General features: G+C 58.0%; 21 protein-coding genes. 12 read left to right on the plus strand and 9 right to left on the minus strand.

The window, feature by feature from the left end; genetic code table 11:
* Positions 1–63: 63 nt before the first annotated feature.
* Positions 64–534 (plus strand): Lrp/AsnC ligand binding domain-containing protein, encoded by a 471-nt coding sequence (locus T18_RS20235; RefSeq protein WP_004432060.1) that lies wholly within the window; start codon positions 64–66, stop codon positions 532–534.
* A 66-nt stretch (positions 535–600) separates the two neighbouring features.
* Here the strand turns inward: T18_RS20235 and T18_RS20240 are convergent, their stop codons facing one another.
* Together T18_RS20240 and T18_RS20245 are read right to left on the minus strand one after the other, a co-directional pair.
* On the minus strand, positions 601–1,167 hold the full coding sequence (locus T18_RS20240) for an RNA polymerase sigma factor (protein WP_004432061.1): 567 nt from the start codon (positions 1,165–1,167) through the stop codon (positions 601–603).
* Positions 1,167–1,373 carry a NepR family anti-sigma factor gene (locus T18_RS20245; RefSeq protein WP_004432062.1) on the minus strand — a complete coding sequence of 69 codons (207 nt, stop codon included), beginning with the start codon at positions 1,371–1,373 and terminating at the stop codon, positions 1,167–1,169. Before T18_RS20245 ends, T18_RS20240 begins: the two co-directional genes overlap by 1 nt.
* 137 nt (positions 1,374–1,510) lie before the next feature.
* On the opposite strand from T18_RS20245, the gene T18_RS20250 reads away from it, so the two are divergent.
* A complete protein-coding gene (locus T18_RS20250; protein ID WP_004432063.1) occupies positions 1,511–2,305 on the plus strand; it encodes a response regulator in 795 nt (264 codons plus the stop codon).
* 95 nt (positions 2,306–2,400) lie between these two features.
* Positions 2,401–3,390 carry a sensor histidine kinase gene (locus tag T18_RS20255; RefSeq protein WP_035252645.1) on the plus strand — a complete coding sequence of 330 codons (990 nt, stop codon included), beginning with the start codon at positions 2,401–2,403 and terminating at the stop codon, positions 3,388–3,390.
* Positions 3,391–3,689: 299 nt separating this feature from the next.
* On the opposite strand, the gene T18_RS20260 is transcribed toward T18_RS20255, so the two are convergent.
* Entirely contained in the window at positions 3,690–5,414 is a 1,725-nt protein-coding gene (locus T18_RS20260; RefSeq protein WP_004432069.1) for a sensor histidine kinase, read from the minus strand.
* A 238-nt stretch (positions 5,415–5,652) separates the two neighbouring features.
* Between T18_RS20260 and T18_RS20265 the strand changes: the two genes are divergently transcribed.
* A complete protein-coding gene (locus T18_RS20265; protein WP_038494710.1) occupies positions 5,653–6,228 on the plus strand; it encodes a PRC-barrel domain-containing protein in 576 nt (191 codons plus the stop codon).
* 100 nt (positions 6,229–6,328) lie between these two features.
* Here the strand turns inward: T18_RS20265 and galE are convergent, their stop codons facing one another.
* The 4 genes from galE to T18_RS20285 all read right to left on the minus strand — a co-directional run bounded on the left by galE (position 6,329) and on the right by T18_RS20285 (position 8,604).
* Positions 6,329–7,312, minus strand: a complete 984-nt coding sequence (gene galE, locus T18_RS20270) for a UDP-glucose 4-epimerase GalE (RefSeq protein ID WP_038494713.1) — start codon at positions 7,310–7,312, stop codon at positions 6,329–6,331.
* A 198-nt stretch (positions 7,313–7,510) separates the two neighbouring features.
* Positions 7,511–7,948, minus strand: a complete 438-nt coding sequence (locus tag T18_RS20275) for a hypothetical protein (RefSeq protein ID WP_004432075.1) — start codon at positions 7,946–7,948, stop codon at positions 7,511–7,513.
* Between the two features lie 9 nt (positions 7,949–7,957).
* Positions 7,958–8,302, minus strand: a complete 345-nt coding sequence (locus T18_RS20280; protein WP_004432077.1) for a DUF883 family protein — start codon at positions 8,300–8,302, stop codon at positions 7,958–7,960.
* Positions 8,303–8,370: 68 nt separating this feature from the next.
* Positions 8,371–8,604: a hypothetical protein gene (locus T18_RS20285; RefSeq protein WP_004432079.1), complete on the minus strand. Its 234-nt coding sequence runs from the start codon at positions 8,602–8,604 to the stop codon at positions 8,371–8,373.
* On the opposite strand from T18_RS20285, the gene nspC reads away from it, so the two are divergent.
* Positions 8,603–9,700, plus strand: a complete 1,098-nt coding sequence (gene nspC, locus T18_RS20290; protein ID WP_013762135.1) for a carboxynorspermidine decarboxylase — start codon at positions 8,603–8,605, stop codon at positions 9,698–9,700. The two genes, T18_RS20285 and nspC, sit on opposite strands and share 2 nt — an antisense overlap.
* A gap of 59 nt (positions 9,701–9,759) precedes the next feature.
* Entirely contained in the window at positions 9,760–10,998 is a 1,239-nt protein-coding gene (locus T18_RS20295; RefSeq protein ID WP_013762136.1) for a saccharopine dehydrogenase family protein, read from the plus strand.
* 121 nt (positions 10,999–11,119) lie between these two features.
* Here T18_RS20295 and T18_RS20300 read toward each other — a convergent pair whose 3' ends face one another.
* Positions 11,120–12,967, minus strand: a complete 1,848-nt coding sequence (locus tag T18_RS20300) for a DEAD/DEAH box helicase (protein ID WP_004432087.1) — start codon at positions 12,965–12,967, stop codon at positions 11,120–11,122.
* 390 nt (positions 12,968–13,357) lie between these two features.
* Here T18_RS20300 and T18_RS20305 point away from each other — a divergent pair, with 390 nt between their 5' ends.
* The 6 genes from T18_RS20305 (at position 13,358) to clpB (ending at position 23,245) form a co-directional block, all read left to right on the plus strand.
* Positions 13,358–14,635 (plus strand): aspartate kinase, encoded by a 1,278-nt coding sequence (locus T18_RS20305; RefSeq protein ID WP_004432098.1) that lies wholly within the window; start codon positions 13,358–13,360, stop codon positions 14,633–14,635.
* Between the two features lie 176 nt (positions 14,636–14,811).
* Positions 14,812–17,079 (plus strand): phosphoenolpyruvate--protein phosphotransferase, encoded by a 2,268-nt coding sequence (ptsP, locus tag T18_RS20310; RefSeq protein WP_004432101.1) that lies wholly within the window; start codon positions 14,812–14,814, stop codon positions 17,077–17,079.
* 28 nt (positions 17,080–17,107) lie between these two features.
* Positions 17,108–18,190: a peptide chain release factor 1 gene (gene prfA, locus T18_RS20315; RefSeq protein WP_038494718.1), complete on the plus strand. Its 1,083-nt coding sequence runs from the start codon at positions 17,108–17,110 to the stop codon at positions 18,188–18,190.
* Positions 18,187–19,056, plus strand: coding sequence for a peptide chain release factor N(5)-glutamine methyltransferase (gene prmC, locus T18_RS20320; RefSeq protein WP_038494721.1), 870 nt, complete (start codon positions 18,187–18,189; stop codon positions 19,054–19,056). The genes prfA and prmC overlap by 4 nt, the downstream gene beginning before the upstream one ends.
* Before the next feature lie 395 nt (positions 19,057–19,451).
* Positions 19,452–20,249 carry a DUF4167 domain-containing protein gene (locus T18_RS20325; protein WP_038494724.1) on the plus strand — a complete coding sequence of 266 codons (798 nt, stop codon included), beginning with the start codon at positions 19,452–19,454 and terminating at the stop codon, positions 20,247–20,249.
* 371 nt (positions 20,250–20,620) lie between these two features.
* Entirely contained in the window at positions 20,621–23,245 is a 2,625-nt protein-coding gene (gene clpB / locus T18_RS20330; RefSeq protein ID WP_004432113.1) for an ATP-dependent chaperone ClpB, read from the plus strand.
* Positions 23,246–23,313: 68 nt separating this feature from the next.
* Here clpB and T18_RS20335 read toward each other — a convergent pair whose 3' ends face one another.
* A complete protein-coding gene (locus T18_RS20335) occupies positions 23,314–25,260 on the minus strand; it encodes a M23 family metallopeptidase (RefSeq protein ID WP_004432116.1) in 1,947 nt (648 codons plus the stop codon).
* Between the last annotated feature and the right edge of the window lie 348 nt (positions 25,261–25,608).

Below are 25,608 nucleotides of genomic sequence, written 5' to 3' on the forward strand. Positions count from 1 at the left end.
TCCTATTTTGAGGATAGAACAGGCCATATGAACTTTTATTATTCAAAATTGGCGTGAAATCACATGGCTAATAGTCATAAAACAGACGATCTGGACCACTTCGATCTCAAGATTCTCGAGGCCCTCAGCGAAGACGGGCGCATGTCGGTGCTGCAACTGTCGAAAAGGGTCGGCCTCTCCAAGACGCCGTGCCAGACGCGGCTCAAGCGGTTGGTGGATGAAGGTTATATTCTGGGCTTCCGTGCGGTGCTCAATCCGCAGAAACTGGGCGTCGACCATATCGCCTTCGCCGAGGTCAAGCTTTCCGACACACGCGAAAAGGCGCTTGAGGAATTCAACACGGCGGTGCGCAAGATCAAGGAGGTGGAGGAATGCCACATGATCGCCGGCGCCTTCGATTATCTACTGAAGGTGCGCACCAGCGATATCCGCAAATACCGAAGGGTGCTCGGCGAAAAAATCTCCAGCCTTCCATCGGTTTCCAACACTTCGACATTCGTCGTGATGCAGTCGGTCAAGGAGACCGGTATCTGACGACGCGGCGAAGAAAAACGGGCAGGCATGAGCCTACCCGTCTAATGCTTTGCGAATTCTGCCAGCTCAGCGCGCGGTGGCTGCGGCGGTAACGGCGCTCATCTGCGCGTCAGGACCAAACTCGTTTTCGTTTTCGATGCCGAGAAGTTCCTGCAGGCGCAATCGCGCGCGGCTGACACGGCTCTTGATCGTGCCAACCGGGCACCCGCAAATCTCGGCTGCTTCTTCGTAAGCAAAGCCCGAGGCGCCGATCAACAAGATCGCTTCGCGCTGATCGTCGGGCAACTTTGCAAGTGCCGTACGAAAATCCTGAAGATCGACCGAACCATGCTGTTCTGGCGGCACCGACAGGCGCGAGGTGTAAACCCCGTCGGTATCCTGTACTTCGCGGCCGGACTTGCGAATCTGGCTGTAGAATTCGTTACGCAGGATCGTCACCAGCCATGCGCGCATGTTGGTGCCAGGCTGGAAACTCTCCTGTTTCGCCCAGGCCTTCATGATCGTATCCTGCACGAGGTCGTCAGCGCGATCCCTCGAACGGATGAGTGAGATCGCGAATGCGCGCAGGTTTGGCAGTGCCGCCAGCATTTCCCGTTTGAAATTGTATTCTGTCTGCTCCGGCTCTTTCGCCATCATTCCCCCGAAGCCTTGTCTTTGGCTCTGTTTTCGGCTTCATCGAGTTTCTCGAGAAGATCGAGGAATTTGTCAGGGATGCCTTCTTCCTGAACAGCATCGTAGAGTTCCCTGAGCTTGCGGGAAATCACCGCACGTCCAGAGTGCGGGACCTGAGGGTTGGCCGGATTGTCCGGAGAATCTTGGTCCGATTGAAATATGTTCATAACGTCCGGTATTCCTTTTGTGTCGTGGCAAGAATGCGCGATGAAAAAAATAGTTCCGGCGATCCGGAACTTTTTTTATGATGCGCACGTTGCTATCGTGGGTTTGCGTTGCAGACCGCATGAAAGGGGAGAATTCCATGTCAGTTTCTACACGCATCGCACCGCACCTGCCATATCTGCGCAGGTTCGCGCGTGCCGTTTGCGGCTCTCAATCCACTGGCGATGCCTATGTTGCAGCAACACTTGAAGCTCTGATCGCCGATATCAGCATCTTCCCGCCGACAAGCAACGATCGGGTTTCGCTTTATCAATTGTTCGTATCGATTTTTAGTTCCGTCACGATCAATATAAAGGCCGATGAAAACCTGTCAGGTTGGGAAAAGCGCGCTTCCGCCAACCTCTCTGCGGTACCAGCGCTCGCCCGCCAGGCTTTCCTTCTGACCACGGTCGAAGAGTTCACAGCTTCGGAAGCAGCAGAGGTTCTGAGGGTAACTGAAGCCCAGATCGGCCAGCTGATCGATGAGGCGGCCTCTGAAATCGCCCGCCAGGTTGCCACCGATATCATGATTATCGAGGACGAACCTCTGATCGCCATGGATATCGAGCAGATGGTCACCGATCTCGGCCATCGCGTTACGGGTATTGCCCGCACGCATGCGGAGGCGATCGATCTCTTCAACCGCACGCAGCCGAAGATGATCCTTGCCGACATCCAGCTTGCAGACGGCAGCTCCGGGCTCGATGCCATGAAGGAGATCCTTCAGATGACGTCTCTGCCGGTGATCTTCATTACAGCCTTCCCTGAGCGTCTTTTGACGGGTGAGCGGCCCGAGCCGACATTCCTCGTTACGAAGCCGTTCAACCCGGACATGGTGAAAGCGCTTATCAGCCAGGCCCTGTTTTTCAACGAAAGCTCTCGCGTCGCGGCGTGAAATTTGCCGAAACCGTAGACTGTCCGGGAACAACTACGGTACCCGGACGTTCGCGGTTATGGTCGTGAGGTGATCTCACGGCTTTTTGCAGGGAGATGAATTTGCATCGGCTGGCATGGCATAACGCGGAGAGGAACGAGAGCGAGCTACACGATTCGCTCGTCCTCGCTTTGCTCGATTCGGGCGAGACAGTCATGTTACAAGACTGGAACCGGGAGTATATATTCGTGGCCAATCTGCCGGATGTGTGGCGTCTGCCGACCGATAGCCATCCCACGGATGAAAATGTGTTTGGCACCGATCTTTCAGAGCGGCTTGCCGAACTCAAAAAAGATATGAATGTGGTGGGCAGTCGGGGCATGCTGGAAGTTAATGCCGGCAATGACCGGGTTTTCCAGTTCCAGATCCATTCCACCTTCAACCAGGCGAAGCAGGCGGTGATGAAAACCACTATTCGCGAGGTGACGGCGGAACGGCGGCGCGAGCAGCTTTTGCGCTCGCTGCTGCGCGAGGTCAGCCACCGTTCCAAGAACCTCCTGGCGATCATCCAGAGCCTTGCGGGCCAGACGGCCCGTTTCAGCCTCACCAAGGATGATTTTCTGCGCAAGTTTCGGGGCCGGTTACACGCTCTTGCCCAAAGTCAGGATCTCATCACGGATTCCGACTGGAGAGGTGCTCGCATATTCGAGCTTCTTCGCCAGCAATTCGATCTCTATGTGCCGGAATATCCTAATCTCATTCACATGGAAGGTGAAAACCTGCTGCTCAATCCGAATGGCGCGCTTTATATCGGTCTGGCTTTCCATGAGCTGGTCGTCAATACGGTCAGCCATAGCGGCAATCTCGCCTATCATCCGCCAATCTCGCTGCAATGCCGACAGGAAGGCGATTTTTGTATCGTTGAGTGGATCGAGCCGATCATGCCATCGAAAGAGCCGGCGCAGGCGAGGCGCGGCAGTTTCGGCAGCGTCGTGCTGGAAAAGGTCGTTCCATCCGCATTGGGCGGGAGTGCCGAATATCACCTCACGCCGGAGCGGATCGTCTACCGGCTTAAATTTCCTTCCGGGGACGTCACCGACATTTGAAATTTCGAAATAATGGCCCTCGGTTGGAGACCTGCCTCATAGGCAGCACTTCGGCCGTTTTTGCGAGAACGCAAAAAAAAGCACGGCCCGTGAAAGAGCCGTGCTTTTTTATTATGACAGGTTTTCAGGGGTGAAACCTGTTTATTGTCAGCCAAGCGTCAGGCGGGGACGGGGGAATTGCTTGGCCTGCAGTAAAAATGCATCCGCCCTAATTCGGTTCCACTAAAACGTATTTTTTTTGTGGAGGGCGAAATTAGCTGCTTTTCGTCTGCTGGTACGGGGATCCAGCACGCCATTTTTCAAAGCGGGCCTGCCTGATCGGGTCGCTTGGGTATAAAATAGCGCATCGGCGCTTCAAGCGACCATTCGAACCCGGTTTCGCGATACTCCGTCACCACCTGTCCGCCGAATGCGCCTTCCGCATGCCTTTTGATGACCGTGGTACCAAAGCCCTTGCGGCTTGGTTCCGTCGCCGGTGGCCCGCCCGTTTCGGTCCAGACGATATAAATCATCTGACGTCCATCTTTTTCGAGCGGCTTCCAGCTCACCGTGATTTTTCCGAGCGCAACCGACAGGGCGCCGTATTTGATGGAGTTCGTCGTCAGCTCATGCACCACGAGCCCGAAATTTTGCGCCGCTTCCGGAGAAAGCATGAAATCGTCCCCAGACAGCTCGAAGCGTTCCGAAACGGTGCCGAAAACGTCGAGGTGGGTCTCGATCAGCTTACGGATCGGCAAGCCTTGCCATTGAACCTCCGCCAATGCCCGGATCGACATTCCGAGACCGCGCAGGCGGTGGTCCACCTCTTTCTGGAATTCCGGGATGCTTTTGTTTTCCCGCCCCAATTGCCGGATCATCGCCTGAACCAGCGTAAGAATATTCTTGGAGCGGTGAACCAGTTCGTGCAGCAGAAGTTGCAGCCGTTCTTCCGACTGGCTTCTGTCGAAGGAAGCATTGGAGAGCGCGACGGCGACCTGGTTGGCTTCCTTGATCTTGGTATCGACGGGCGCCACGATCTCGCCTTCACCGATGCGTTCAGCCATGAGCGTGAGATCGCGAATGGAACTGCGCAACTGCCGGCCGACCAGATAGGCGCCGCCGATGGCGATGAGCACGAGCATCGTGCTGCCGATCATCATTTGCCGCCACGTGTCGACCAATGCTGCCTGACTTGCGGCAAGTGGCCCCCACATCACAGTTCGCCATTGCCAGCCCGGCAATTGGGCATAGGCATAGAGGTTGCCCTTGTCGTCGAAGAAATTGCCGCTGAAGGCCTGCATTTCTGAAAGAATGGCGGGGCTGGCAAATGGCTTGCCCACTTCCACCCCATTCTGCGCACTGGAAACGACAACACGATTGTTACCGTCGATAATGGCGACCGCCCAGTTGCGCGGCAGGTTTTCCGTGGGAATGAGCCGGCTCAGGTCACTTGTATTCTGCGTCAGGATCAGGGCATCTCCGGCGGAACCCAGATTGGGGTCGAGCGGCAAGGTAACGTTGAACACCCATTCCTTGCTCGTCGCGCCGAAAAACATGTCCGAAACGGTGATCCGACGGGATTCGATTGCCTTGGCCAGATTGGCCTCGGCCGGCACCTTGCTGAGAGGCTGGCCAAATGACACCCGGGTATTGAGATACTGTTCGCCTTCCATGGTAGCCAGAATGGCGTACAGGCCCTCCCGTTTCAGGCTTTCGGCAACACGTCCCTGAAAAGCGGCAAGATTGCCATTCTCGAGTTCAGGGAATTGCGACAGCAGATTGAGGGAGGTGGCGATTTCCTGCAGGCGCCGATCGATGTTGCGGCTGACGACCCTGACATCCTCGATCGTCTCCCGTTGCAGGTCGTCGCGCTTTTCGCTTTCAAGGCGCAGCATCAAGTAGCCGCCGAAAAGGATAAGCGGCAGGGTGATGACGGTTGCCATCACCACCAGATAGGTGCCGATGGAGGCCGTCGGAAAAAAATTCGCACTGCGTCGACGTAAAGCCGAGAACGTGTTTTTCAGTTTTTTGCCGGGTTGAGGCATGCAAAAACTCCGGCAGTTACGGCATTGTTACGTCACGGATAATACCGCGCCATCCTCCTTTAGCAATGCCTGATTTTTTCGTTCCGGAGCCGCAAAATGTCGCAATCGCGTCTATGCGACTGAAAAAATCGGAACCATTTCAATGGTCAGCCCGTTTGCAAAGCGAACCGGTCATGGAGTGGAAAGCGAAATTCGTCACCGCCCGGCCAGTCGAAAACGATGAAAGGAAGGTACGAAAATGGCAAAGAAACTTACGATACTCGTCACCGCCGCCCTGATGGGCACGACGGCTTTCGCGCCGCTTGCCATCGCCCAGGGTACAACCCAGCCAGCACCGGCAAATCCGAGTGCTCAGACCGAACCGGCAACGCCTCCCGCTACCCCGATGGCGCCAGCGGCTCCTCTGGCCAATGATAGCGCGGCCGCGACGACAGGCGGTGCTTACATCACTCAGCAGGGTGAAACGCAGATCAGCGCCAATGATTACATCGGCAAGTCGGTTTATACCGCAGCCGACGAGAGCATCGGTAACGTCACCAACCTCATCATGGAAAAAGACGGCGGTCTCGTCGCAGCCGTGATTGGTGTCGGCGGTTTCCTCGGTATCGGTGCCAAGGATGTCGCGGTGCCTATGGACAAGGTAACGATGACCCGCAACACGCAGGACGGCACAATTCGCCTGACGACGACTGAAACGGCGGAAACGCTGAAGGCTGCTGCGGAATTCAAGACGCTGGAACAGCAGGCCAGCGAAAAGAGCGCGGCAACGCCGGCAGCTCCGGACAGCACCACCACGTCCGCCACCAAGCCCTGATCCCCTTACCTGGGAGGCAGGAGCGGGATCGACCTCAACAGGCGTCCCGCGAGAGACACCGGCCATTGGCCGGTGTCTTTTTGTTTTAAATTGCGTTCGCTCAGTCCCCGGCGTTGCGCGAGGAATGCCAAGCCCAGGCGGATTTGATGATATCAGACAGGGAATAACGCGGCTCCCAGCCCAACACCGCCTTTGCCTTTTCGTTATTGGCGACAAGGGTGGTGGAATCGCCATCGCGGCGGTCGGTATATTCCACCGGGAAGGGGCGGCCGGATACGTCCGAAATCGCCGCCAGCAACTCCTTCACAGTCGTGCCGGTGCCGGTGCCAAGGTTGAGTTCAACCGTTTCACCGCCCGCCAGCAGATAATCCACTGCCCGCACATGGGCGTCGGCAAGATCGAGAATATGGATGTAGTCACGCACGCAAGTGCCGTCGCGGGTGTCATAATCCGTGCCGAACACCTTGAAGCCTTGACGCCGACCGAGTGCCGCCTCGATGGCGAGCGGGATTGCGTGGGTTTCCGGCTTGTGCCATTCGCCGATGCGGCCTTCGAAATCTGCACCTGCGGCGTTGAAATAGCGCAGCATCACTGAGCGCAGCCCCTTATAGGTGCTGTAATCCTTCAGCGCCTGCTCGACTACCCATTTGGTGCGGCCGTAAGGGTTGATCGGCGCCTGGCGGTGCGTCTCGTCAATCGGCACCTGTTCCGGCAAACCGTAGGTGGCGCAGGTGGAGGAGAAAACAAATGCCGTGACCCCGGCATCGATGGCGGCAGACAGCAGGTTGAGCGAACCGATGACGTTGTTGTCGTAGAAGGCCACGGGTTGCTTTACCGATTCGCCGACTTCAATCAGCGCCGCAAAGTGGAGTACGGCCTCCGGCTGGTGCCTGGCGAAAACCTCGTCCAGCCGCGCGCGGTCGCGAATGTCGCCCTGCTCGAAGGGTCCCCAGCGGACGAATTCCTCATGTCCATTGGACAGATTGTCGAAAACGACCGGTTCATATCCCCGCTCAGACAGGAGAAGGCAGGTATGCGAACCGATATAGCCGGCACCGCCGACGACAAGGACTTTCTTCTTCATCAATCGCCTTTCAGAAAAAAAACGGGACGTGCGGGAGACTGTATTTCACTTTGTTCAAATAAGGGCGGCGTGGCACTGAGCACCATCAACCAGTCTATCCATCGCGGGTAACATAAAAAAAACTGCGCATCCATGGTCCGGATGCGCAGCAGCAAATGAGAGTTTGACGAAGAGCCTTAAACGCGCCTGAAGGCGTGCCTATTTCTTTTTCCTGGTGTTGGCTCTGGTTGCCAGAAAGCCGGCAGCCATGGCAACGGCGAGCGTCGCGTAGGGGCGCGCCTGGATCGCCAGCGTGAGGAGCGATTGCAGCGCCAGAGGTGCTGCGGTCAAGGGAGCCGCCGTCAAGGATGCGACGGGTCGTCTTGCGGCATAGGCTCTCGGACGTTTGACGATCGCAAGCGCCACCAACATGATGACACCAAGCAGAAACGCCGTACCGGCTACGACAAGCGCGGCCGGCCCTGCGCCGACATGCCGGGCCAGATAGATGGACCCCGCCACGACAGCAGCTACGAAGGCGATCAGGAAGAATATCCCGGTCAGCACCCAAAGGATTATCGTGGCGCGCAGGCGCCGTGTCACGACGCGTCCTTCACGCTGGGTGTCTCCCAGATAGACCAGCAATGCCTCAAGCATGATGCGGCCTTATCGACGTGTGAGGAGGGCGAGCACGAAACCGACACCAACGGCGATGCCGAGGGACTGCAGCGGGTTCTTCTGGACCTGATCCGTCAGATTGTCGTTCAGCGAGGAAATTTCGTTGCGAACGCTGTCGGCCATCTCGCCGGAAGCGGTCAATGCGTCGTCGGCCACGCGGGCGGCCTGCGCCTTCAGTTCATGCGAGGCTCCAACGCCCAGCGCCTTAACGCTCTTGGCAAGATTTGCCAGATCTTCGCGAAGTTGGGCAAGCTGTGCTGCCACATCGGCTGCATCGCCGTTTTCGAGGGATTGCTGGATCTTGTCGTTGACGCTGCTACGCACGCTTGCCATGGGTGAAGTCCTTCCTGGAACATCGTTGATGGAAAATGGCGTCAGGTCAAAAAGACTGCCGCCGCGGATCAATGCCGACGCTTACGAACTTTCGTTGCGGCAGCCGTAAACCCGATTGTCCGCCATTCAAACGCGCCGATGCCCGCTTGGTTCCGCGGCTTGGCGAGTTTTCTCCCGCGGATTTTGCGGCGGGGGCAATTTTCCGGGAATTCGGTGCCGGACATTTGTTTTCCTGTAACAAGCATCATATAAGGCCCATCATCCAGACGGACCTTGACTTCAATCAATATGTGAAACGCCATGCTTCAGACGCCCTATTACCTCATCGACAAGACAAAACTTCTTCGCAACATGGAGAAGATTGCCTATGTGCGGGAAAAATCCGGCGCCAAGGCGCTTCTGGCGCTGAAGTGCTTTGCAACATGGTCCGTTTTCGATTTCATGTCGCAATATATGGACGGCACCACCTCGTCGTCGCTTTATGAAGTGCGTCTGGGCCGCGAGAAATTCAGTGGCGAAACCCACGCCTATTCCGTCGCTTATGCCGACTACGAAATCGACGAGGTGATTTCGAACGCGGACAAGATCATATTCAATTCCATCAGCCAGCTTGAGCGCTTTGCAGAAAAGGCCTCCGGTATCACCCGGGGTCTGCGCCTCAATCCGCAGGTCAGCTCTTCGAGCTTCGATCTTGCCGATCCCGCACGTCCCTTCAGCCGTCTCGGCGAATGGGATGTCGCCAAGGTCGACAAGGTCATGGACCGGATTTCCGGCTTCATGATCCACAACAATTGCGAAAACGGCGATTTTTCGTTGTTCGACCGCATGTTGACGCAGATCGAAGAGAAATTCGGATCGCTCCTGTCGCGTGCGGAATGGGTCAGCCTCGGCGGCGGCATCCATTTTACCGGCGACAACTATCCGCTCGACCAGTTCTGCGATCGCCTGGCGGCTTTTTCGGAAAAATACGGCGTTCAGGTCTATCTTGAGCCCGGCGAAGCGTCGATCACCAAGAGCACGACGCTTGAAGTGACGGTTCTCGACACGCTGTTCAATGGCAAGAACCTCGCTATCGTCGACAGCTCCATCGAAGCGCATATGCTCGACCTCCTGATCTATCGCGAAACCGCCAAGGTTTTGCCGAACGAGGGCGAACATCCTTACATGGTCTGCGGCAAATCCTGCCTTGCGGGCGATATTTTCGGCGACTTCCGGTTCGACAAGGAGTTGAAGGTCGGTGATCGTATCTCCTTTGAGGATGCGGCCGGCTACACCATGGTCAAGAAGAACTGGTTCAATGGCGTGAAGATGCCGGCGATTGCCATCAAGGAACTCGACGGCAGCGTGCGTGCCGTTCGCGAATTCGACTTTGCCGATTTCGAGCAAAGCCTGTCTTAAACCCTGTTTTAACATGAAACGAAGCTGATCCCTGCGGGGAAAAGGAGGCATCACCTGAAATGAAGAAGAACGTTCTGATCATCGGCGCCGGTGGCGTAGCACAGGTCGTGGCGCATAAATGCGCCCAGAACAGCGATGTATTGGGAGACATTCATATTGCGTCACGGACTTTGGAAAAGTGCCGCAAGATTGTCGAGTCCGTACGCGAAAAGAAGAGCCTCAAGACAGATGTGAAACTTGAGGCCCATGCGCTTGACGCGATGGATATCGAGGCGACGAAAGCCTTGATTACGAAAACCGGCGTAGAGATCGTCATCAACGTCGGTTCGGCTTTCGTCAACATGTCCGTTCTTCGTGCCTGCATGGACACGGGTGTTGCTTATATGGATACGGCGATCCACGAGGATCCCACCAAGATTTGCGAGGCGCCGCCGTGGTACGGAAACTACGAGTGGAAGCGCGCTGCCGAATGCAAGGAAAAGGGTGTAACGGCACTGCTCGGCGTCGGTTTCGATCCCGGCGTGGTCAATGCCTATGCCCGCCTTGCCAAGGATGAATATTTCGACAAGGTCACCTCGGTCGATATCGTCGATATCAATGCCGGCAGCCATGGCCGCTGGTTCTCCACCAACTTCGATCCGGAAATCAACTTCCGCGAATTCACCGGTGTCGTCTATTCCTGGCAGAATGGCCAGTGGCAGACGAACCAGATGTTCGAGGTCGGCCAGGAATTCGATCTGCCGGTTGTCGGCAAGCAGAAGGCCTATATGACCGGCCATGACGAAGTGCATTCGCTGTCCAAAAACATGGATGGCGCCGATGTGCGCTTCTGGATGGGCTTCGGCGATCACTACATCAACGTTTTCACCGTGCTGAAGAACCTCGGTCTTCTCTCCGAAAAGCCGGTCAAGACTGCCGAAGGTCTGGAAGTCGTGCCGTTGAAGGTGGTCAAGGCCGTATTGCCGGATCCGTCTTCGCTTGCACCCGACTATGTCGGCAAGACCTGCATCGGCGATGTCGTCAAGGGCATCAAGGATGGCAAGGAACGCGAAGTCTTCATCTACAACGTGGCCGACCACAAGGAAGCCTACGAAGAAGTTGGATCTCAGGGCATTTCCTACACCGCCGGCGTTCCTCCGGTCGCTGCCGCCATGCTGATTGCCACCGGCGAGTGGGATGTGAAGCAGATGGCCAATGTGGAAGAACTGCCACCGCAGCCTTTCCTGAACCTTCTGAACAAGATCGGCCTTCCAAGCCGAATCAAGGACGAAAACGGCGACCGCGCCCTGACGTTCTGATCCATCAAGACAATAAAAAGCCCCGCAAAAGCGGGGCTTTTTTTGTGATGAAGTTTGCCGGTTACTTGGCATCATCCTCGGCCTTAAGCCGAGGATTTACCGCACGGTACTGACCCGCGCCTCAGCCCTTTGCCGGCTTCGGTCCGCGCTTTTCGAAAGGCCGGTCCTTCTTGCCTTCGAATTTGGGCTTGTCGCCGAAGGTCTTTTTCTTTTTCCAGGGCTTGTCGTCGCCCTTGCGGTCGTCGGCTGCGCCGCCAGCATTATTGGGTTTGTTGAACTTCCGCTGAGCCGTGGCCGGGCGAGTGTCCTCACGAACACTGCCGGTCATTTCCGGCTTGCCTTCCAGCGCCTTCAGACGAATGCCCTTTTCAAGCATCATGTCCTTGCCGATGGCGGAGGTGAAACGATCGACGGCATCGGCCGCGAGTTCCACAAAGGTCTCCGTCTGCTGCATGCGGATAGCGCCGATATCCTGACGGGTGATCTTGCCGAAGCGGCAGAGCATGGGGATGAGCCAGCGCGGTTCGGCGCTCTGCTTGCGGCCCACCGAAAGCGAAAACCAAGCGCTGTCGGAAAAGTCGGAACGTTCGCGGCGCGGCGCGTCGTTTTCAGGGGTTTCGAAGCTGTCACGGCGCGGTTTGCGGGTATTGTCCAGCGCGACTTCGGTGATGTCTTCCGGGGCGGAACGTCCGGCGTGATAAAGGCGCACGAAGGCGGCTGCTACTTTTTCCGCGCCATGCTGCTCGAGCAGCTGCTTGACGAAATCACGCTCGTCATCGGCCACGGCCTCGGTGAGAGCCGGATCGGCCAGGAGACGGGCACCGTCGCGTTCAACGATCTCTTCGACCGAAGGCGGGCGAACCCATGCTGCGCTGACCTTGGCACCTTCCAGAAGGCGTTCGGCCTTGCGGCGCTGGTTGACAGGCACCACGATGGCGCTGACGCCCTTCTGCCCGGCGCGGCCGGTACGGCCGGAACGGTGGAGAAGCGTTTCCGAATTGGTCGGCAGGTCGGCGTGGATAACCAGTTCGAGACCAGGCAGGTCGATGCCGCGTGCAGCAACGTCAGTCGCCACGCAAACCCGGGCGCGACCGTCACGCATTGCCTGAAGCGCATGCGTGCGTTCGTTCTGGGTCAGTTCGCCTGACAGAGCCACGACGGAAAAGCCGCGATTGTTCAGACGGGCCGTCAGATGGTTCACGGCCGCACGGGTGGAGCAGAAAACGATGGCGTTGCGGGCTTCGTAAAAGCGCAGCGCATTGATGATGGCGTTTTCGCGGTCGGAGCCGGTCACCAGCAAGGCGCGGTATTCGATGTCCACATGCTGCTTCTGTTCTGAGGCGGTGGCGATGCGAACGGCGTTCTTCTGGTAGCTTTCGGCAAGCTTGGCGATGCTGCGCGGGACGGTGGCCGAGAACATCAGCGTGCGGCGGTTATCCGGCGATTCTTCCAGAATGAATTCCAGATCTTCGCGGAAGCCGAGATCGAGCATCTCGTCGGCCTCGTCCAGTACCACGGCGCGTAGCGACGACAGATCGAGCGCGCCGCGCTTGATGTGGTCGCAGAGGCGGCCGGGGGTGCCGACGATAATATGCGCGCCGCGCTCCAGTGCGCGTCGTTCGCTGCGGATATCCATGCCGCCAACACAGGACGCAATCGATACGCCGGCGAATTCATAAAGCCATTCCAGCTCGCGCTTGACCTGCATGGCCAGTTCGCGGGTAGGCGCAATGGCGAGTGCCAGCGGCGCGGAAGCCTGGCCGAAACGGGTGTTTTCCGACAGTAGCGTGGTCGCGAGCGCAATGCCGAAGGCAACTGTCTTGCCGGAGCCGGTCTGCGCGGAAACCAGCGCGTCCTTGTCGGCGAGTTCCGGCGAAAGCATGGCCTTCTGCACGGGGGTCAAATCTTTGTAGCCGCGTTTTTCCAACGCCTGCGCGATCGCCGGGGCGATACCCTGGGTGTCTGTCATCTACCGTCTTTCGGATATGAAGCTGCCTGCATCCGCCCGAAACCAATAGGTCCTAAAGTCTCCGGGGCAGCCGATGCAGGCCATTACGGCCATCTGGCCGGTTGCATTGCCGCGCTCCATACTGCGAATAGGCCCGTTTGTACAGTGCACTGCGGTACGCTCTTTCACAGCGCCGCATGCGGTCGCCCATTCCATCCCGACATCTTCTTTCGCCGGGGCTATAAAAAAAGGCGTACCGCATGGTTCATAAACGGCATTGCGTGCCCCCCGCCTTTTCGCTAAGAGACCCGCAACTTGAGGCTCTTTATCAAAAAAAGAGCCGACTGGGTTTGTTCTTGTCCGCACCTGAAAAACGGCTGGCGGAAAAAAGGGATGGTACTGGTCAAGGCTATGGCTCGCATTGTCATGAAATTCGGCGGCACGTCCGTCGCGAACCTCGAACGCATTCACAATGTCGCACGGCATGTGAAACGCGAAGTGGATGCCGGCCATGAAGTGGCCGTGGTCGTTTCCGCCATGTCCGGTAAAACCAACGAGTTGGTGGACTGGGTGCAGAATGCTGCGAAGGTGGCCGGCGCCAACGCCGCCTCCTTTTACGATGCACGCGAATATGACGCGGTCGTTGCATCCGGCGAGCAGGTGACATCGGGTCTTCTGGCGATCACGCTGCAATCCATGGGCATCAATGCGCGCTCATGGCAGGGCTGGCAGATTCCGATCCGCACAGACAATGCACATGGTGCCGCCCGCATTCTCGAGATTGACGGTTCGGATATCGTTCACCGCATGGGCGAGGGCCAGGTTGCCGTTGTTGCCGGTTTCCAGGGCATCGGCCCGGATAACCGCATTGCGACGCTCGGTCGCGGCGGTTCGGACACATCAGCCGTTGCCATCGCCGCCGCCGTCAAGGCGGACCGTTGCGATATCTATACCGATGTCGATGGCGTCTATACCACCGATCCGCGCATCGAGCCCAAGGCTCGCCGCATGAAGAAGATCGCTTTCGAGGAAATGCTCGAAATGGCGTCTCTCGGTGCGAAGGTTCTGCAGGTTCGCTCCGTCGAGCTTGCCATGGTACACAAGGTGCGCACCTTCGTTCGCTCCAGTTTCGAGGATCCCGATGCGCCGGGCATGGGCGACCTCATCAACCCGCCCGGTACTTTGATTTGTGACGAGGAAGAAATCGTGGAACAGGAAGTCGTAACCGGCATCGCCTATGCCAAGGATGAAGCACAGATCTCGCTGCGCCGCGTGGCCGACCGTCCGGGCGTCTCCGCCGCGATCTTCGGGCCACTGGCCGAAGCGCATATCAATGTCGACATGATCGTGCAGAACATCTCCGAAGATGGGTCGCGCACCGACATGACCTTCACCGTTCCTTCTGGCGACGTTGCCAAGGCTCTGCGCGTTCTGGACGAGAACAAGGCCCAGATCGGCTTCGACGTTGCGCAGAACGAGACCGGCCTTGCCAAGGTTTCGGTCATCGGTATCGGCATGCGCAGCCATGCCGGCGTTGCTGCCAGCGCCTTCAAGGCGCTTGCCGAGAAGAACATCAACATCAAGGCCATCACCACCTCCGAGATCAAGATTTCGATCCTGATCGACGGTGCCTATGCCGAACTGGCCGTTCGCACTTTGCATTCTGCTTACGGTCTCGATAAGAACTAAGCTCGAGACATCGGTTCCCGATGCTCCGATTCTTCGGGGTTGCGTTCTTCCGATGTGGCGTTTCATGAAAGCGTGTCCCTTGCGGGACGCGCTTCTCGCGCTATAAATTTTTTAAATGACGTTTTGATTCTCGAATATTATGACATTCGGATCGGAAGCGTCGGGGAGCAAACGCGATGAGAGACCTTTCTGCAGGTCCGCGCGTCCTGCTAAAGCGGCTGCGCGAAATGATGGCGGAGCACCTTGAGCCGCAGGACCGTCTGGACCAGATCGTCCGTCAGATAGCCAGCAACATGGTGGCGGAGGTTTGCTCGGTCTACGTGCTGCGTTCCGACAGCGTGCTGGAGCTTTACGCTACCGAAGGTCTCAACAAGGATGCCGTGCATCTTGCCCAGCTGAAAATGGGGCAGGGTCTTGTCGGTACCATTGCCGCTTCCGCCCAACCTCTCAATCTTTCCGATGCGCAGGCGCATCCGGCTTTCCGCTATCTTCCTGAAACGGGTGAGGAAATTTATCATTCCTTCCTCGGCGTGCCGATTTTGCGCTCCGGTCGCACTCTTGGCGTTCTTGTGGTCCAGAACAAGGTCAGCCGAACATACCGGGAGGATGAAGTTGAAGCGCTCGAGACAACCGCGATGCTCATCGCTGAAATAGTGGCGAGCGGTGAATTGAAAAAGATCACCCGCCCCGGTGTGGAGCTGGACCTGACGCGTGCCGTTTCCATTGATGGCGATGCTTATGGCGAAGGCATCGGTCTTGGTCATGTCGTGCTGCACGACCCCCGAATCGTTGTCACCAATCTGCTGAATGAGGATGCGGATACCGAAATCCTGCGTCTTGCCGACGCCATCGGTTCGCTGCGCCTGTCGATCGACGACATGTTGCAGCGCCGCGACGTCCCGACCGAAGGCGAGCATCGCGAGGTTCTTGAGACCTACCGCATGTTCGCCCACGATCAGGGCTGGGTGCGGCGTATGGAAGAAGCTATCCGCAACGGCCTGACGGCGGAAGCTGCGGTCGAGAAAGTGCAGAGCGACACAAAGGCGCGCATGATGCGCCTGACCGATCCCTACCTTCGCGAGCGCATGCATGATTTCGACGATCTCGCCAACCGGCTGCTGCGCCAGCTGATCGGTTTCGGCGGTCGAAGCCCCGAGCATGATTTTCCGCTGGACGCCATCGTTCTGGCGCGCGCCATGGGTGCCGCCGAATTGCTGGATTACCCGCGTGAGAAATTGCGCGGCCTGGTGCTCGAAGACGGTGCGGTGACGAGCCACGTCGTCATCGTGGCGCGCGCCATGGGCATTCCGATCATCGGGCAGGCGACAGGCATCGTCGCCCTCGCTGAAAATAACGATCCCATCATTATCGACGGCGATGACGGCCAGGTGCATTTGCGCCCGATGTCGGATTTGCAGCGCGCCTATGAGGAAAAGGTGCGCCTGCGTGCCAAGCGCCAGGAGCAGTTCCGCGCGCTTCGCAATGTCGAGCCGATCACCAAGGATGGCCAGAAGGTCAACCTCAAGATGAATGCGGGCCTTCTCGTAGATCTGCCGCAGCTCGAGGAATCCGGCGCCGATGGCATCGGCCTGTTCCGCACCGAGCTGCAGTTCATGATCGCCTCCAACATGCCCAAGGGCGAGGAGCAGGAAGCGTTCTATAGGTCCGTCTTGCGGCAGGCCAAGGGCAAGAGCGTTACCTTCCGCACGCTGGATATTGGCGGCGACAAGGTCGTTTCCTATATGCGCGGCCAGGAAGAGGAAAACCCGGCGCTCGGCTGGCGGGCGATCCGCCTGTCGCTCGACCGCCCGGGTCTGATGCGCACACAGATGCGCGCGCTTCTGCGTGCTGCCTCAGGTGCTGAACTACGCATGATGTTGCCGATGGTGACGGAGGTTTCCGAAATCCGCGCCGCGCGCGATCTGCTTCAGAAGGAAGTGCAGCATCTTTCGAAATTCAGCCATGCGCTTCCGAAAAAGCTGCAATTTGGTGCGATGCTGGAAGTACCTTCGCTGATGTGGCAACTCGATGAGCTGATGCAGGAAGTGGATTTCGTCTCCGTCGGTTCGAACGACCTGTTCCAGTTTTCGATGGCGGTTGATCGCGGCAATGCAAGGGTTTCGGATCGTTTCGACAATCTTGGCAAGCCGTTCCTGCGCATTCTGCGCGATATCGTGCGCGCTGGCGAAAAGCACCACACCTCGGTCACGCTTTGCGGCGAAATGGCAAGCAAGCCACTTTCGGCCATGGCTTTGATCGGCCTTGGTTTCCGTTCGGTTTCCATGTCGCCGACGGCGATTGGTCCCGTCAAGGCCATGCTTCTCGGGCTTGATGCCGCGAGCCTTGCCGATGAGCTGAACGCTGCGCTCGACGATCATAATTCGCTGGAAAGCGCGCGCGAGGTGTTGTTACGCTTTGCCGCGACGCATTCCATTCCCATTTAAAAGACCTGTTTCATAATCGGAGTGACTGGTGGCGAAGCTTCCCGTCGAAAAAATGCGCGAGTTGGAAAGGCGTTTCGGAGAGATCGAAGCGCGGATGTCGGCTGGTCCGGCAGCGGATGTCTATGTGAAGCTGGCTTCGGAATATTCCGAACTTGAGCCGGTGGTGAAAAAAGTCCGTGAATACGAAAAGGCGGTCTCCGAGGCCGCCGGTCTGCAGGCGCTGCTTGCCGACAAGACGACCGACAAGGACATGCGCGATCTGGCGGAAATGGAGCTGCCGGAGGTCGAGGCCCGAATTGGCGAGCTTGAGAAGGAAATGCAGGTCCTGCTGCTTCCCAAGGATGCGGCGGACGAAAAAAGCGCCATCCTCGAAATCCGCGCCGGCACGGGCGGATCCGAAGCGGCACTTTTCGCCGGCGATCTGTTTCGCATGTATGAGCGCTTCGCTTCAGCCAAGGGCTGGAAAGTTGAAGTTCTTTCCGCAAGCGAAGGCGAGGCGGGCGGTTACAAGGAAATCATCGCCACGATCAGCGGGCGAGGGGTGTTTTCCAAGCTGAAATTCGAATCCGGCGTGCACCGGGTGCAGCGCGTGCCGGAAACAGAAGCGAGCGGCCGCATCCACACCTCGGCAGCCACTGTTGCCGTGCTGCCGGAGGCGGAGGATATCGATGTCGAAATTCGCCCGGAAGACATTCGTATCGACACGATGCGGGCTTCGGGTGCAGGTGGGCAGCACGTCAATACCACTGACTCCGCCGTTCGCATCACCCATCTTCCGACGGGTTTGATCGTTACCAGTTCTGAAAAGTCGCAGCACCAGAACCGCGCCAAGGCTATGCAGGTTCTGCGTTCGCGTCTTTACGACATCGAGCGCCAGAAGGTGGAAAGCGAGCGTTCAGCCGACCGCAAGAGCCAGGTCGGTTCCGGCGACCGTTCTGAGCGCATCCGCACTTACAATTTTCCGCAGGGGCGGGTCACTGATCACCGCATCAACCTGACCCTCTACAAGCTCGACCGGATGATCGAAGGCGAGATCGACGAGCTTGTCGACGCGCTGATTGCTGATTATCAGGCCGGTCAGCTTGCCCAGCTTGGCGAACAACAGCTTTGAGTGGCGGCGCTGACGGGACCGTTTCGACCGAGCTTGCCGCAGCCCGCAAACGGCTGCAGGCGGCGGGCATCGCCGATCCGCTGCTTGATGCGCGCCTGCTGGTCGCCGACGTAACCGGTTTTTCACTGACCGATTTCGTGATGAAACCGGACCATCCCGTCACTCGGGAAGAAAGCGCCCGTATCGCCGCCATGGTCGAAAGGCGCGCAGGCGGAGAGCCAGTCCATCGTATTCTCGGCCACCGCGAATTTCACGGGCTCGATCTTCTTTTATCGACGGAGACGCTCGAACCCCGCCCGGATACGGAAGTTCTCGTCGATACGCTGTTGCCTGCGTTGAAAAAAATTGTTGCCGACAAGGGCAGTGCGCGCATTCTGGATCTGGGTACGGGCACGGGTGCGATCTGTCTGGCGCTTCTCAAGGAATGTCCGGAAGCAACTGGCGTCGGCAGCGATATCTCCGCCGTTGCGCTGGAAACCGCAGCGAAAAACGCTGCCCGAAATGGTCTCGCCTCGCGTTTTGAAACCATGCGTAGCGACTGGTTCAAAAAAATCTCTGGCAGGTTTGACATAATTGTGTCGAATCCGCCTTATATAAGAAGTGACATCGTCACAACGCTAGACCGAGAGGTTCGCCATCACGATCCGATGGCGGCGCTGGACGGAGGTCAGGACGGCCTTGCACCGTACCGCCTCATCGCTGCCGACGCAGGCCGCTTTCTTGTGGAAAACGGGATTGTCGGTGTGGAGATCGGTTTCGATCAAAGGCTTGATGTTTCCGCTATATTTGCTTCCCACGGCTTCTCTCTTCTCGACGCCGTGAAGGATTATGGCGGCAACGACAGAGTTTTGACCTTCCGGAGATAGTTGTTCGCGATACGTCTGCGGATTATTTGCAAGGATATTTTGCACAGCAAAAGAAAAGGCTTGGATTTCCGCATGAAGCGGGATAGTTTGCCGCCACATGCCGGGTGGCTGAGGACGAATTTAGATTCGTCAGGGTATGGGTCAGTCCCGAAGCGGGTTCTTTTGAGAACCCTGAAGGCTGGGCGTTTCCGGCATGTGAATCAGTAAACTTTGTTCGCAGGTGGCTCGTTGCAGCATTTTGCGCGACCGGTCGTCATACGCGGGGTCTTGTCTGGGGTTATCTCCAGCAGGGCGCGTAATGGAGCAATTTCAGGAAAAGTTTCCAGCGGTTTTCCGCCCGGAATTGCATGAAAATAACCAGATTGTCAGCAAAACAGAATTCAGGTGAGCAATTGATGAGGCCAGGACAGCAAAACAAGCGCGGCCGGGGGCGTGGAAGCAACAACAACAATAACAATGGTGGCGGTAACAACAACAACTTCAACCGCAAGGGCGGTAACCCGCTCACCAGGACTTATGACAGCTCCGGTCCCGATGTTAAAATTCGTGGCACAGCCCAGCACATAGCGGAAAAATACGCCACCCTTGCGCGGGACGCGCAGAGTGCTGGCGACCGCGTGATCGCTGAAAACTATCTGCAGCACGCTGAACACTACAACCGTATCATCGCCACCGCTCAGGCCCAGATGCAGGAGCGTTTCCAGCGCGACGACCGTGGCGAATACAATGCTTCGGATGCCGACGATATGGATATGAACGACGGTGACGATGGTGCACCGCAGCAGCAGTTCGAACAGCCGGAACGGGTTCAGCAGCCGGAGCGCCAGGAACGGCAGGAGCGTTCCGAGCCGCGTCAGGAACGTCGTGAGCGCCCGGACCGCCGTGAACGGCAGGAGCGCCAGCCGCGCCAGCCGCAGGCTTCGGACGAACGGCAGCAGCCGGTATACGACGCCAGCCAGGCGCCTCAGCCCGTCATCGAAGGCACGCCTATGGAAGTGGCCGTCGAGGAACAGCAGCAGCAGACGGAAGCACCAGCGACTGAACGCGCACCAAAGGCCCGCCGCGCCACCGGCCCACGCCCGCGTCGCCCGCGCCGCGCCGCAACCGCGGAAGGTGCTGAGGGTGCTGAAGGCGAAGATACACCAGCCGGTGATGAGGCAACACCTGCCACGCTCGAAAACGCTGCTGAATAAGCAGGGTTTTCAAAATACCACGCGATTGAAAAAACTCCGGCTTGCCGGAGTTTTTTTGTTTTTGGGGTCGGGTGTAAAAGCTTGGGCGCTGTTCGAAGGGGGCAATCGCGGCAAACAGTCGTGACGCTTATCAAGTCCGGCTAAAATTTCCCCGGCAGTCGTTTTCCTCCCCTTTAAACCGATGAAAATGCCTCCCATATTCGTGCAGTAAGGACGGATGCCGCATGCAGCGGTAACCGCCCATCAAGAGGCGGCAATCGTGAAATCTGTAAAACGCGACTGCCGTAGCGGGGCTTGCCTTTGAGGGAGCCTCAACCCAAACACCCGGATCCGTGCCGAAAGCGGGCGGGCCGGTATATGGAGGTTCGACTATGAATATTGAAAAATACTCCGAGCGCGTTCGCGGCTTTCTGCAATCGGCGCAGACGTTTGCGCTTGCGGAAAATCACCAGCAGTTTTCTGCCGAACATGTGCTGAAAGTTCTGCTTGATGACGAGCAGGGCATGGCAGCATCGCTGATCGAGCGGGCTGGCGGCGACGCCAAGGAAGTGCGCTTGGCCAACGATGCGGCACTGGCGAAATTGCCCAAGGTTTCCGGCGGCAATGGCGGCCTTTCCCTTACGGCTCCACTTGCGAAAGTGTTCTCGACTGCGGAAGAACTCGCGAAGAAGGCTGGTGACAGTTTCGTCACCGTCGAGCGTCTTTTGCAGGCGCTGGCGATCGAAAACTCTGCTTCCACCTCGGCGTCCCTGAAAAAGGGCGGCGTGACGGCGCAGGCGCTTAATCAGGTCATCAATGAAATCCGCAAGGGCCGCACGGCTGACAGCGCCAATGCCGAACAGGGCTTCGACGCGCTGAAGAAGTTCGCGCGCGACCTGACGGAGGAAGCCCGCGAAGGCAGGCTCGACCCGGTGATTGGCCGTGATGATGAAATCCGCCGGACCATTCAGGTGCTTTCACGCCGCACCAAGAACAATCCCGTGCTGATCGGTGAACCCGGCGTCGGTAAAACGGCGATTGCCGAAGGTCTTGCGCTGCGCATCGTCAATGGCGATGTGCCCGAAAGCCTTAAAGACAAGAAGCTTATGGCGCTGGATATGGGTGCGCTGATCGCTGGCGCGAAGTATCGCGGCGAGTTCGAGGAGCGTCTGAAGGCGGTCCTGAACGAAGTGCAGGCGGAAAATGGCGGCATTATCCTGTTCATCGACGAGATGCACACGCTGGTCGGTGCCGGCAAGGCCGATGGCGCCATGGATGCGTCCAATCTGCTGAAGCCCGCCCTTGCCCGAGGTGAACTGCACTGCGTTGGCGCCACCACGCTGGATGAATATCGCAAGCACGTGGAAAAGGATCCGGCCCTTGCCCGTCGTTTCCAGCCGGTGCTCGTAGATGAGCCGACCGTTGAGGACACGATCTCGATCCTGCGCGGCCTGAAGGAAAAATACGAACAGCACCACAAGGTCCGCATTTCGGATTCGGCCCTGGTTGCAGCTGCAACGCTTTCCAACCGCTACATTACCGACCGGTTCCTGCCCGACAAGGCAATCGACCTGATGGACGAAGCCGCTTCGCGCCTTCGCATGCAGGTGGATTCCAAGCCGGAAGAACTGGACGAACTGGATCGCCGGATCATTCAGCTCAAGATCGAACGCGAAGCCTTGAAGCAGGAGACGGATCAGTCATCCGTCGACCGCCTGAAGAAGCTCGAGGACGAACTGGCCGACACCGAAGAAAAGGCCGATGCCCTGACGGCCCGCTGGCAGGCGGAAAAGCAGAAGCTGGGCCATGCCGCAGACCTCAAGAAGCGGCTGGACGATGCCCGCAACGAACTGGCAAGTGCCCAGCGTAACGGCCAGTTCCAGCGCGCCGGTGAATTGACCTATGGCATCATTCCGGGCCTCGAAAAGGAACTGGCTGCAGCGGAAGCGCGTGACAGCAGCGGTGCTGGCTCGATGGTTCAGGAAGTGGTGACGGCGGACAATATCGCCCACATCGTTTCCCGCTGGACCGGCATTCCTGTCGACAAGATGCTGGAAGGCCAGCGCGAGAAGCTGCTGCGCATGGAAGACGATCTTGCCAAGTCCGTGGTCGGGCAGGGCGAGGCCGTGCAGGCCGTTTCCAAGGCGGTTCGCCGTTCGCGCGCGGGTCTTCAGGATCCGAACCGGCCGATCGGCTCGTTCATCTTTCTCGGCCCGACGGGCGTGGGCAAGACCGAGCTGACCAAGTCGCTCGCCCGGTTCCTGTTCGACGACGAGACCGCGATGGTTCGCCTCGACATGTCGGAATTCATGGAGAAACACTCCGTTGCCCGGCTTATCGGTGCGCCTCCCGGCTATGTCGGTTACGAAGAGGGCGGTGCGTTGACGGAAGCGGTTCGCCGCCGGCCCTATCAGGTCGTGCTGTTTGACGAGATCGAGAAAGCGCATCCGGACGTGTTCAACGTCCTGTTGCAGGTGCTGGATGATGGCCGTCTGACCGATGGCCAGGGCCGCACCGTCGATTTCAAGAACACCATCATCATCATGACCTCGAACCTCGGTTCGGAATTCATGACGCAGATGGGCGACAATGACGATGTGGATTCGGTTCGTGACCTGGTGATGGAGCGTGTCCGGTCGCATTTCCGGCCGGAATTCCTCAACCGTATCGACGATATCATCCTCTTCCATCGCCTGCGGCGCGACGAGATGGGTGCGATCGTGGAGATCCAGCTCAAGCGCCTCGTCTCGCTTCTGGGTGATCGCAAGATCACCCTCGAACTGGATGAGGATGCCCGCAACTGGCTTGCCAATAAGGGTTACGATCCGGCCTATGGCGCACGTCCGCTGAAGCGTGTGATCCAGAAGACCGTTCAGGACAGGCTCGCCGAAATGATTCTCGGCGGCGAGATCCCGGACGGATCGCGGGTCAAGGTGACCTCTGGCACCGACCGGCTGCTTTTCAAGGTCAAGCCCCCAAAGGGTGAGGCCGAGACTGAAACCGCCGATGCGGCATAAAACGAAAGGGCTCCGGTAACGGAGCCCTTTTTCGTATAGCGGTCCCTCTGGTCACGAGGCCCGGCGGACTAGCGGCTCGCCACCTGATTGGGTTTTTCTTCGATGTTGAGTAGATTGTCGATCCGCTTTCTCTCGTCGGAGAACCGCGCGAGCGCGACGCCGGAAAGCGATTTGCCGCCCGGCAGACGCACTTTCATCGCGTCCACTTTCGTGCCGTTAACGATCAGCTCGTAATGCAGATGCGCGCCGGTCGAAAGGCCGGTCGAACCGACATAACCGATTACCTGGCCCTGCCGGACCTTTGAACCCTCGGTGACACCCTTGGCGATGGCGCTCTGGTGGTTATAGGAGGAGACGTAGCCATTGGCGTGGCGGATCAGGGTCTGGTTGCCGTAACCGGAGGCCCAGCCGGCCTTTTCGACAGTGCCGTTGCCTGTCGCGATGATCGGCGTGCCGCGCGCTGCCGCCCAGTCGGTGCCGGTATGCATGCGGCTGAATTTCAAAACCGGGTGGCGGCGCATGCCGAAACCTGATGTCATGCGGCCGTTCGGAACCGGATTGCGCAACAGGAACTGCCGGATGCTCTTACCGTTCTCGTCGAAATAGTCGATGCTGTTATCGTCCGGGTTCTGGAACCGGTAAAACCGCGTCTCGTTATCGCCGAACTTGGCGTTGACGTAGAGCAGTTCGGACTTGTCCGTCGCCTTGCCATCCGCATCTTCCACGGAGAAGAAGGCCTCCAGCGTATCTGCCGGTTTCAACTGCGCCTGAAAATCGACGCTGCTGGCCAAAAGCTTGATGAGCTGGGAGACCATGCCCTGATTCATGCCATAGGCCAGAGCCGCCCGGTAAACGCCATCGTAGACGCTGGGCAGATCGCGGCCGGCGGCCGGTGCCGGGGTGCTGTCAAAGGCCGTCGCCACCGCGTCGAGCTTCGGCGGTTCGCTGGCCTTGATGAAATTCTTGCGATCGTCCACGGCCATGGTGACCATGTGGCGACCCTTGCGATAAAGGCTTACGCGTACGATGTCGCTTTTGTCGTCTTCCTGAATAATGCCGACGCGGAGCACATCGCCGCTTTCGACATTGTTCGACTGGAGTTGCGGTGACAACAGGCCAGCGATTTCGGAGGATTGCGCCTTCGAATAACCCGCGCCGAATAGAGCGGCTTCGATGGTTTCGGTCTGGCGGGCAGGGATAACGTCGTCGGCATATTCCTTGACCGGAACCGAGGGCGATTGAGGGGTCGAAACCGACATATTCTGTTCGACGACACGGGCGGCAAGACCGGCGGTGATATCGACATCACCCTCATCATTATCGAAACGACGGGGGTCGATGTAATATAGCGCTGCAAGCTGCTCGTTACCATCTGTCAGGATCGAGCCGTTCGAGCGCACTGCCTCCTCAACCTCGTCGAAGCTCAGGGAGCCGGCGAAGGGATACTTGGAGTGCTGGATCGGAAAGGCGACCGTTTTCAGGCTGACTTCGGATTCGACCTCGGAGCCGTAGATTGTGCCCGTGCGGCTCGGCGCCGGCGCCGGGGCGTCCTTGTCGTCGCCGCTTGCGAAAATGTTCAGGGGATCGAAGGCGGGATAATCGTCCTGTTTGGCGTAGTTGGACGCCAGCGGAATCTTGACGTGTGAGAAGGGAACCTTGCGGACCACTTCCTTGTCGCCCTCGTTGATAACGGTGGAGACTTCCATGATCGAGCGGTCCGAGGGCCGGGCCGCAATATTGGGCGCAATGAGGCGTGTGCCGCGGCGTGCCGCTTCCGCGGTATTGTTGCCCATATCCGCCTTGGCGAAGGCCTCGGCCGGAATGGCAAGCTGCTGGCGGCCATCAAGAGCTGCAAAGAGCGCAACACCCATCAATATGGAAGAGGTAATGCCGGTAAGGAACGTGCCGGAAAGCCATCTGAGCGAAATCTCACGGCGATCGGGTGCACGGCGCCCTTCCGCCAGAATTGGCGGTTCCGTGCCTAGCGACCGGATCACGTTGCGATCCGCAGTCATACTAGCTGTGCCCCGTGGGTCATGCGCTCTCCAGAAACTTCAGGCGAAGGTGTGCAACTTTCAAAGCCGTGAGTCAAATTGATCGGCACCCTCAATAGATATGCCGGCAACAGGCTCGCGCGCGTGCCCGCATTAACGTTTTGTTGGCAAAGCAATTAGCGAGGAGTCGGGCCAAAACAAGGCGCAGCACCATTCATATGGGTTCAGGCTGCATTCCCTTGTTAAAAATCGGTCCGTTGGTGGAGGCCAATGGGAGGCAGAATCCCGAAAAATCAAAACTCTCCTTTAAAATCAATGCTTTGAATGTTTTTTTTAGAATTTGTATTTTGGTGTGTTGACTTGTTTGTG

It is taken from the genome of Rhizobium sp. TBD182, from assembly GCF_001950375.1.
GTDB lineage: Bacteria > Pseudomonadota > Alphaproteobacteria > Rhizobiales > Rhizobiaceae > Agrobacterium > Agrobacterium tumefaciens.

What these genes read in the sequence shown, in the direction of transcription:
- T18_RS20335 (WP_004432116.1), bottom strand. Translation starts at nt 25,260, where the DNA reads ATGACTGCGGATCGCAACGTGATCCGGTCGCTAGGCACGGAACCGCCA.
- T18_RS20235 (WP_004432060.1), top strand. Translation starts at nt 64, where the DNA reads ATGGCTAATAGTCATAAAACAGACGATCTGGACCACTTCGATCTCAAG.
- T18_RS20305 (WP_004432098.1), top strand. Translation starts at nt 13,358, where the DNA reads ATGGCTCGCATTGTCATGAAATTCGGCGGCACGTCCGTCGCGAACCTC.
- T18_RS20240 (WP_004432061.1), bottom strand. Translation starts at nt 1,167, where the DNA reads ATGGCGAAAGAGCCGGAGCAGACAGAATACAATTTCAAACGGGAAATG.
- T18_RS20280 (WP_004432077.1), bottom strand. Translation starts at nt 8,302, where the DNA reads ATGGCAAGCGTGCGTAGCAGCGTCAACGACAAGATCCAGCAATCCCTC.
- T18_RS20295 (WP_013762136.1), top strand. Translation starts at nt 9,760, where the DNA reads ATGAAGAAGAACGTTCTGATCATCGGCGCCGGTGGCGTAGCACAGGTC.
- T18_RS20245 (WP_004432062.1), bottom strand. Translation starts at nt 1,373, where the DNA reads ATGAACATATTTCAATCGGACCAAGATTCTCCGGACAATCCGGCCAAC.
- T18_RS20325 (WP_038494724.1), top strand. Translation starts at nt 19,452, where the DNA reads ATGAGGCCAGGACAGCAAAACAAGCGCGGCCGGGGGCGTGGAAGCAAC.
- T18_RS20300 (WP_004432087.1), bottom strand. Translation starts at nt 12,967, where the DNA reads ATGACAGACACCCAGGGTATCGCCCCGGCGATCGCGCAGGCGTTGGAA.
- T18_RS20265 (WP_038494710.1), top strand. Translation starts at nt 5,653, where the DNA reads ATGGCAAAGAAACTTACGATACTCGTCACCGCCGCCCTGATGGGCACG.
- galE (WP_038494713.1), bottom strand. Translation starts at nt 7,312, where the DNA reads ATGAAGAAGAAAGTCCTTGTCGTCGGCGGTGCCGGCTATATCGGTTCG.
- T18_RS20255 (WP_035252645.1), top strand. Translation starts at nt 2,401, where the DNA reads ATGAATTTGCATCGGCTGGCATGGCATAACGCGGAGAGGAACGAGAGC.
- T18_RS20275 (WP_004432075.1), bottom strand. Translation starts at nt 7,948, where the DNA reads ATGCTTGAGGCATTGCTGGTCTATCTGGGAGACACCCAGCGTGAAGGA.
- ptsP (WP_004432101.1), top strand. Translation starts at nt 14,812, where the DNA reads ATGAGAGACCTTTCTGCAGGTCCGCGCGTCCTGCTAAAGCGGCTGCGC.
- T18_RS20250 (WP_004432063.1), top strand. Translation starts at nt 1,511, where the DNA reads ATGTCAGTTTCTACACGCATCGCACCGCACCTGCCATATCTGCGCAGG.
- T18_RS20260 (WP_004432069.1), bottom strand. Translation starts at nt 5,414, where the DNA reads ATGCCTCAACCCGGCAAAAAACTGAAAAACACGTTCTCGGCTTTACGT.
- clpB (WP_004432113.1), top strand. Translation starts at nt 20,621, where the DNA reads ATGAATATTGAAAAATACTCCGAGCGCGTTCGCGGCTTTCTGCAATCG.
- T18_RS20285 (WP_004432079.1), bottom strand. Translation starts at nt 8,604, where the DNA reads ATGGCGTTTCACATATTGATTGAAGTCAAGGTCCGTCTGGATGATGGG.
- nspC (WP_013762135.1), top strand. Translation starts at nt 8,603, where the DNA reads ATGCTTCAGACGCCCTATTACCTCATCGACAAGACAAAACTTCTTCGC.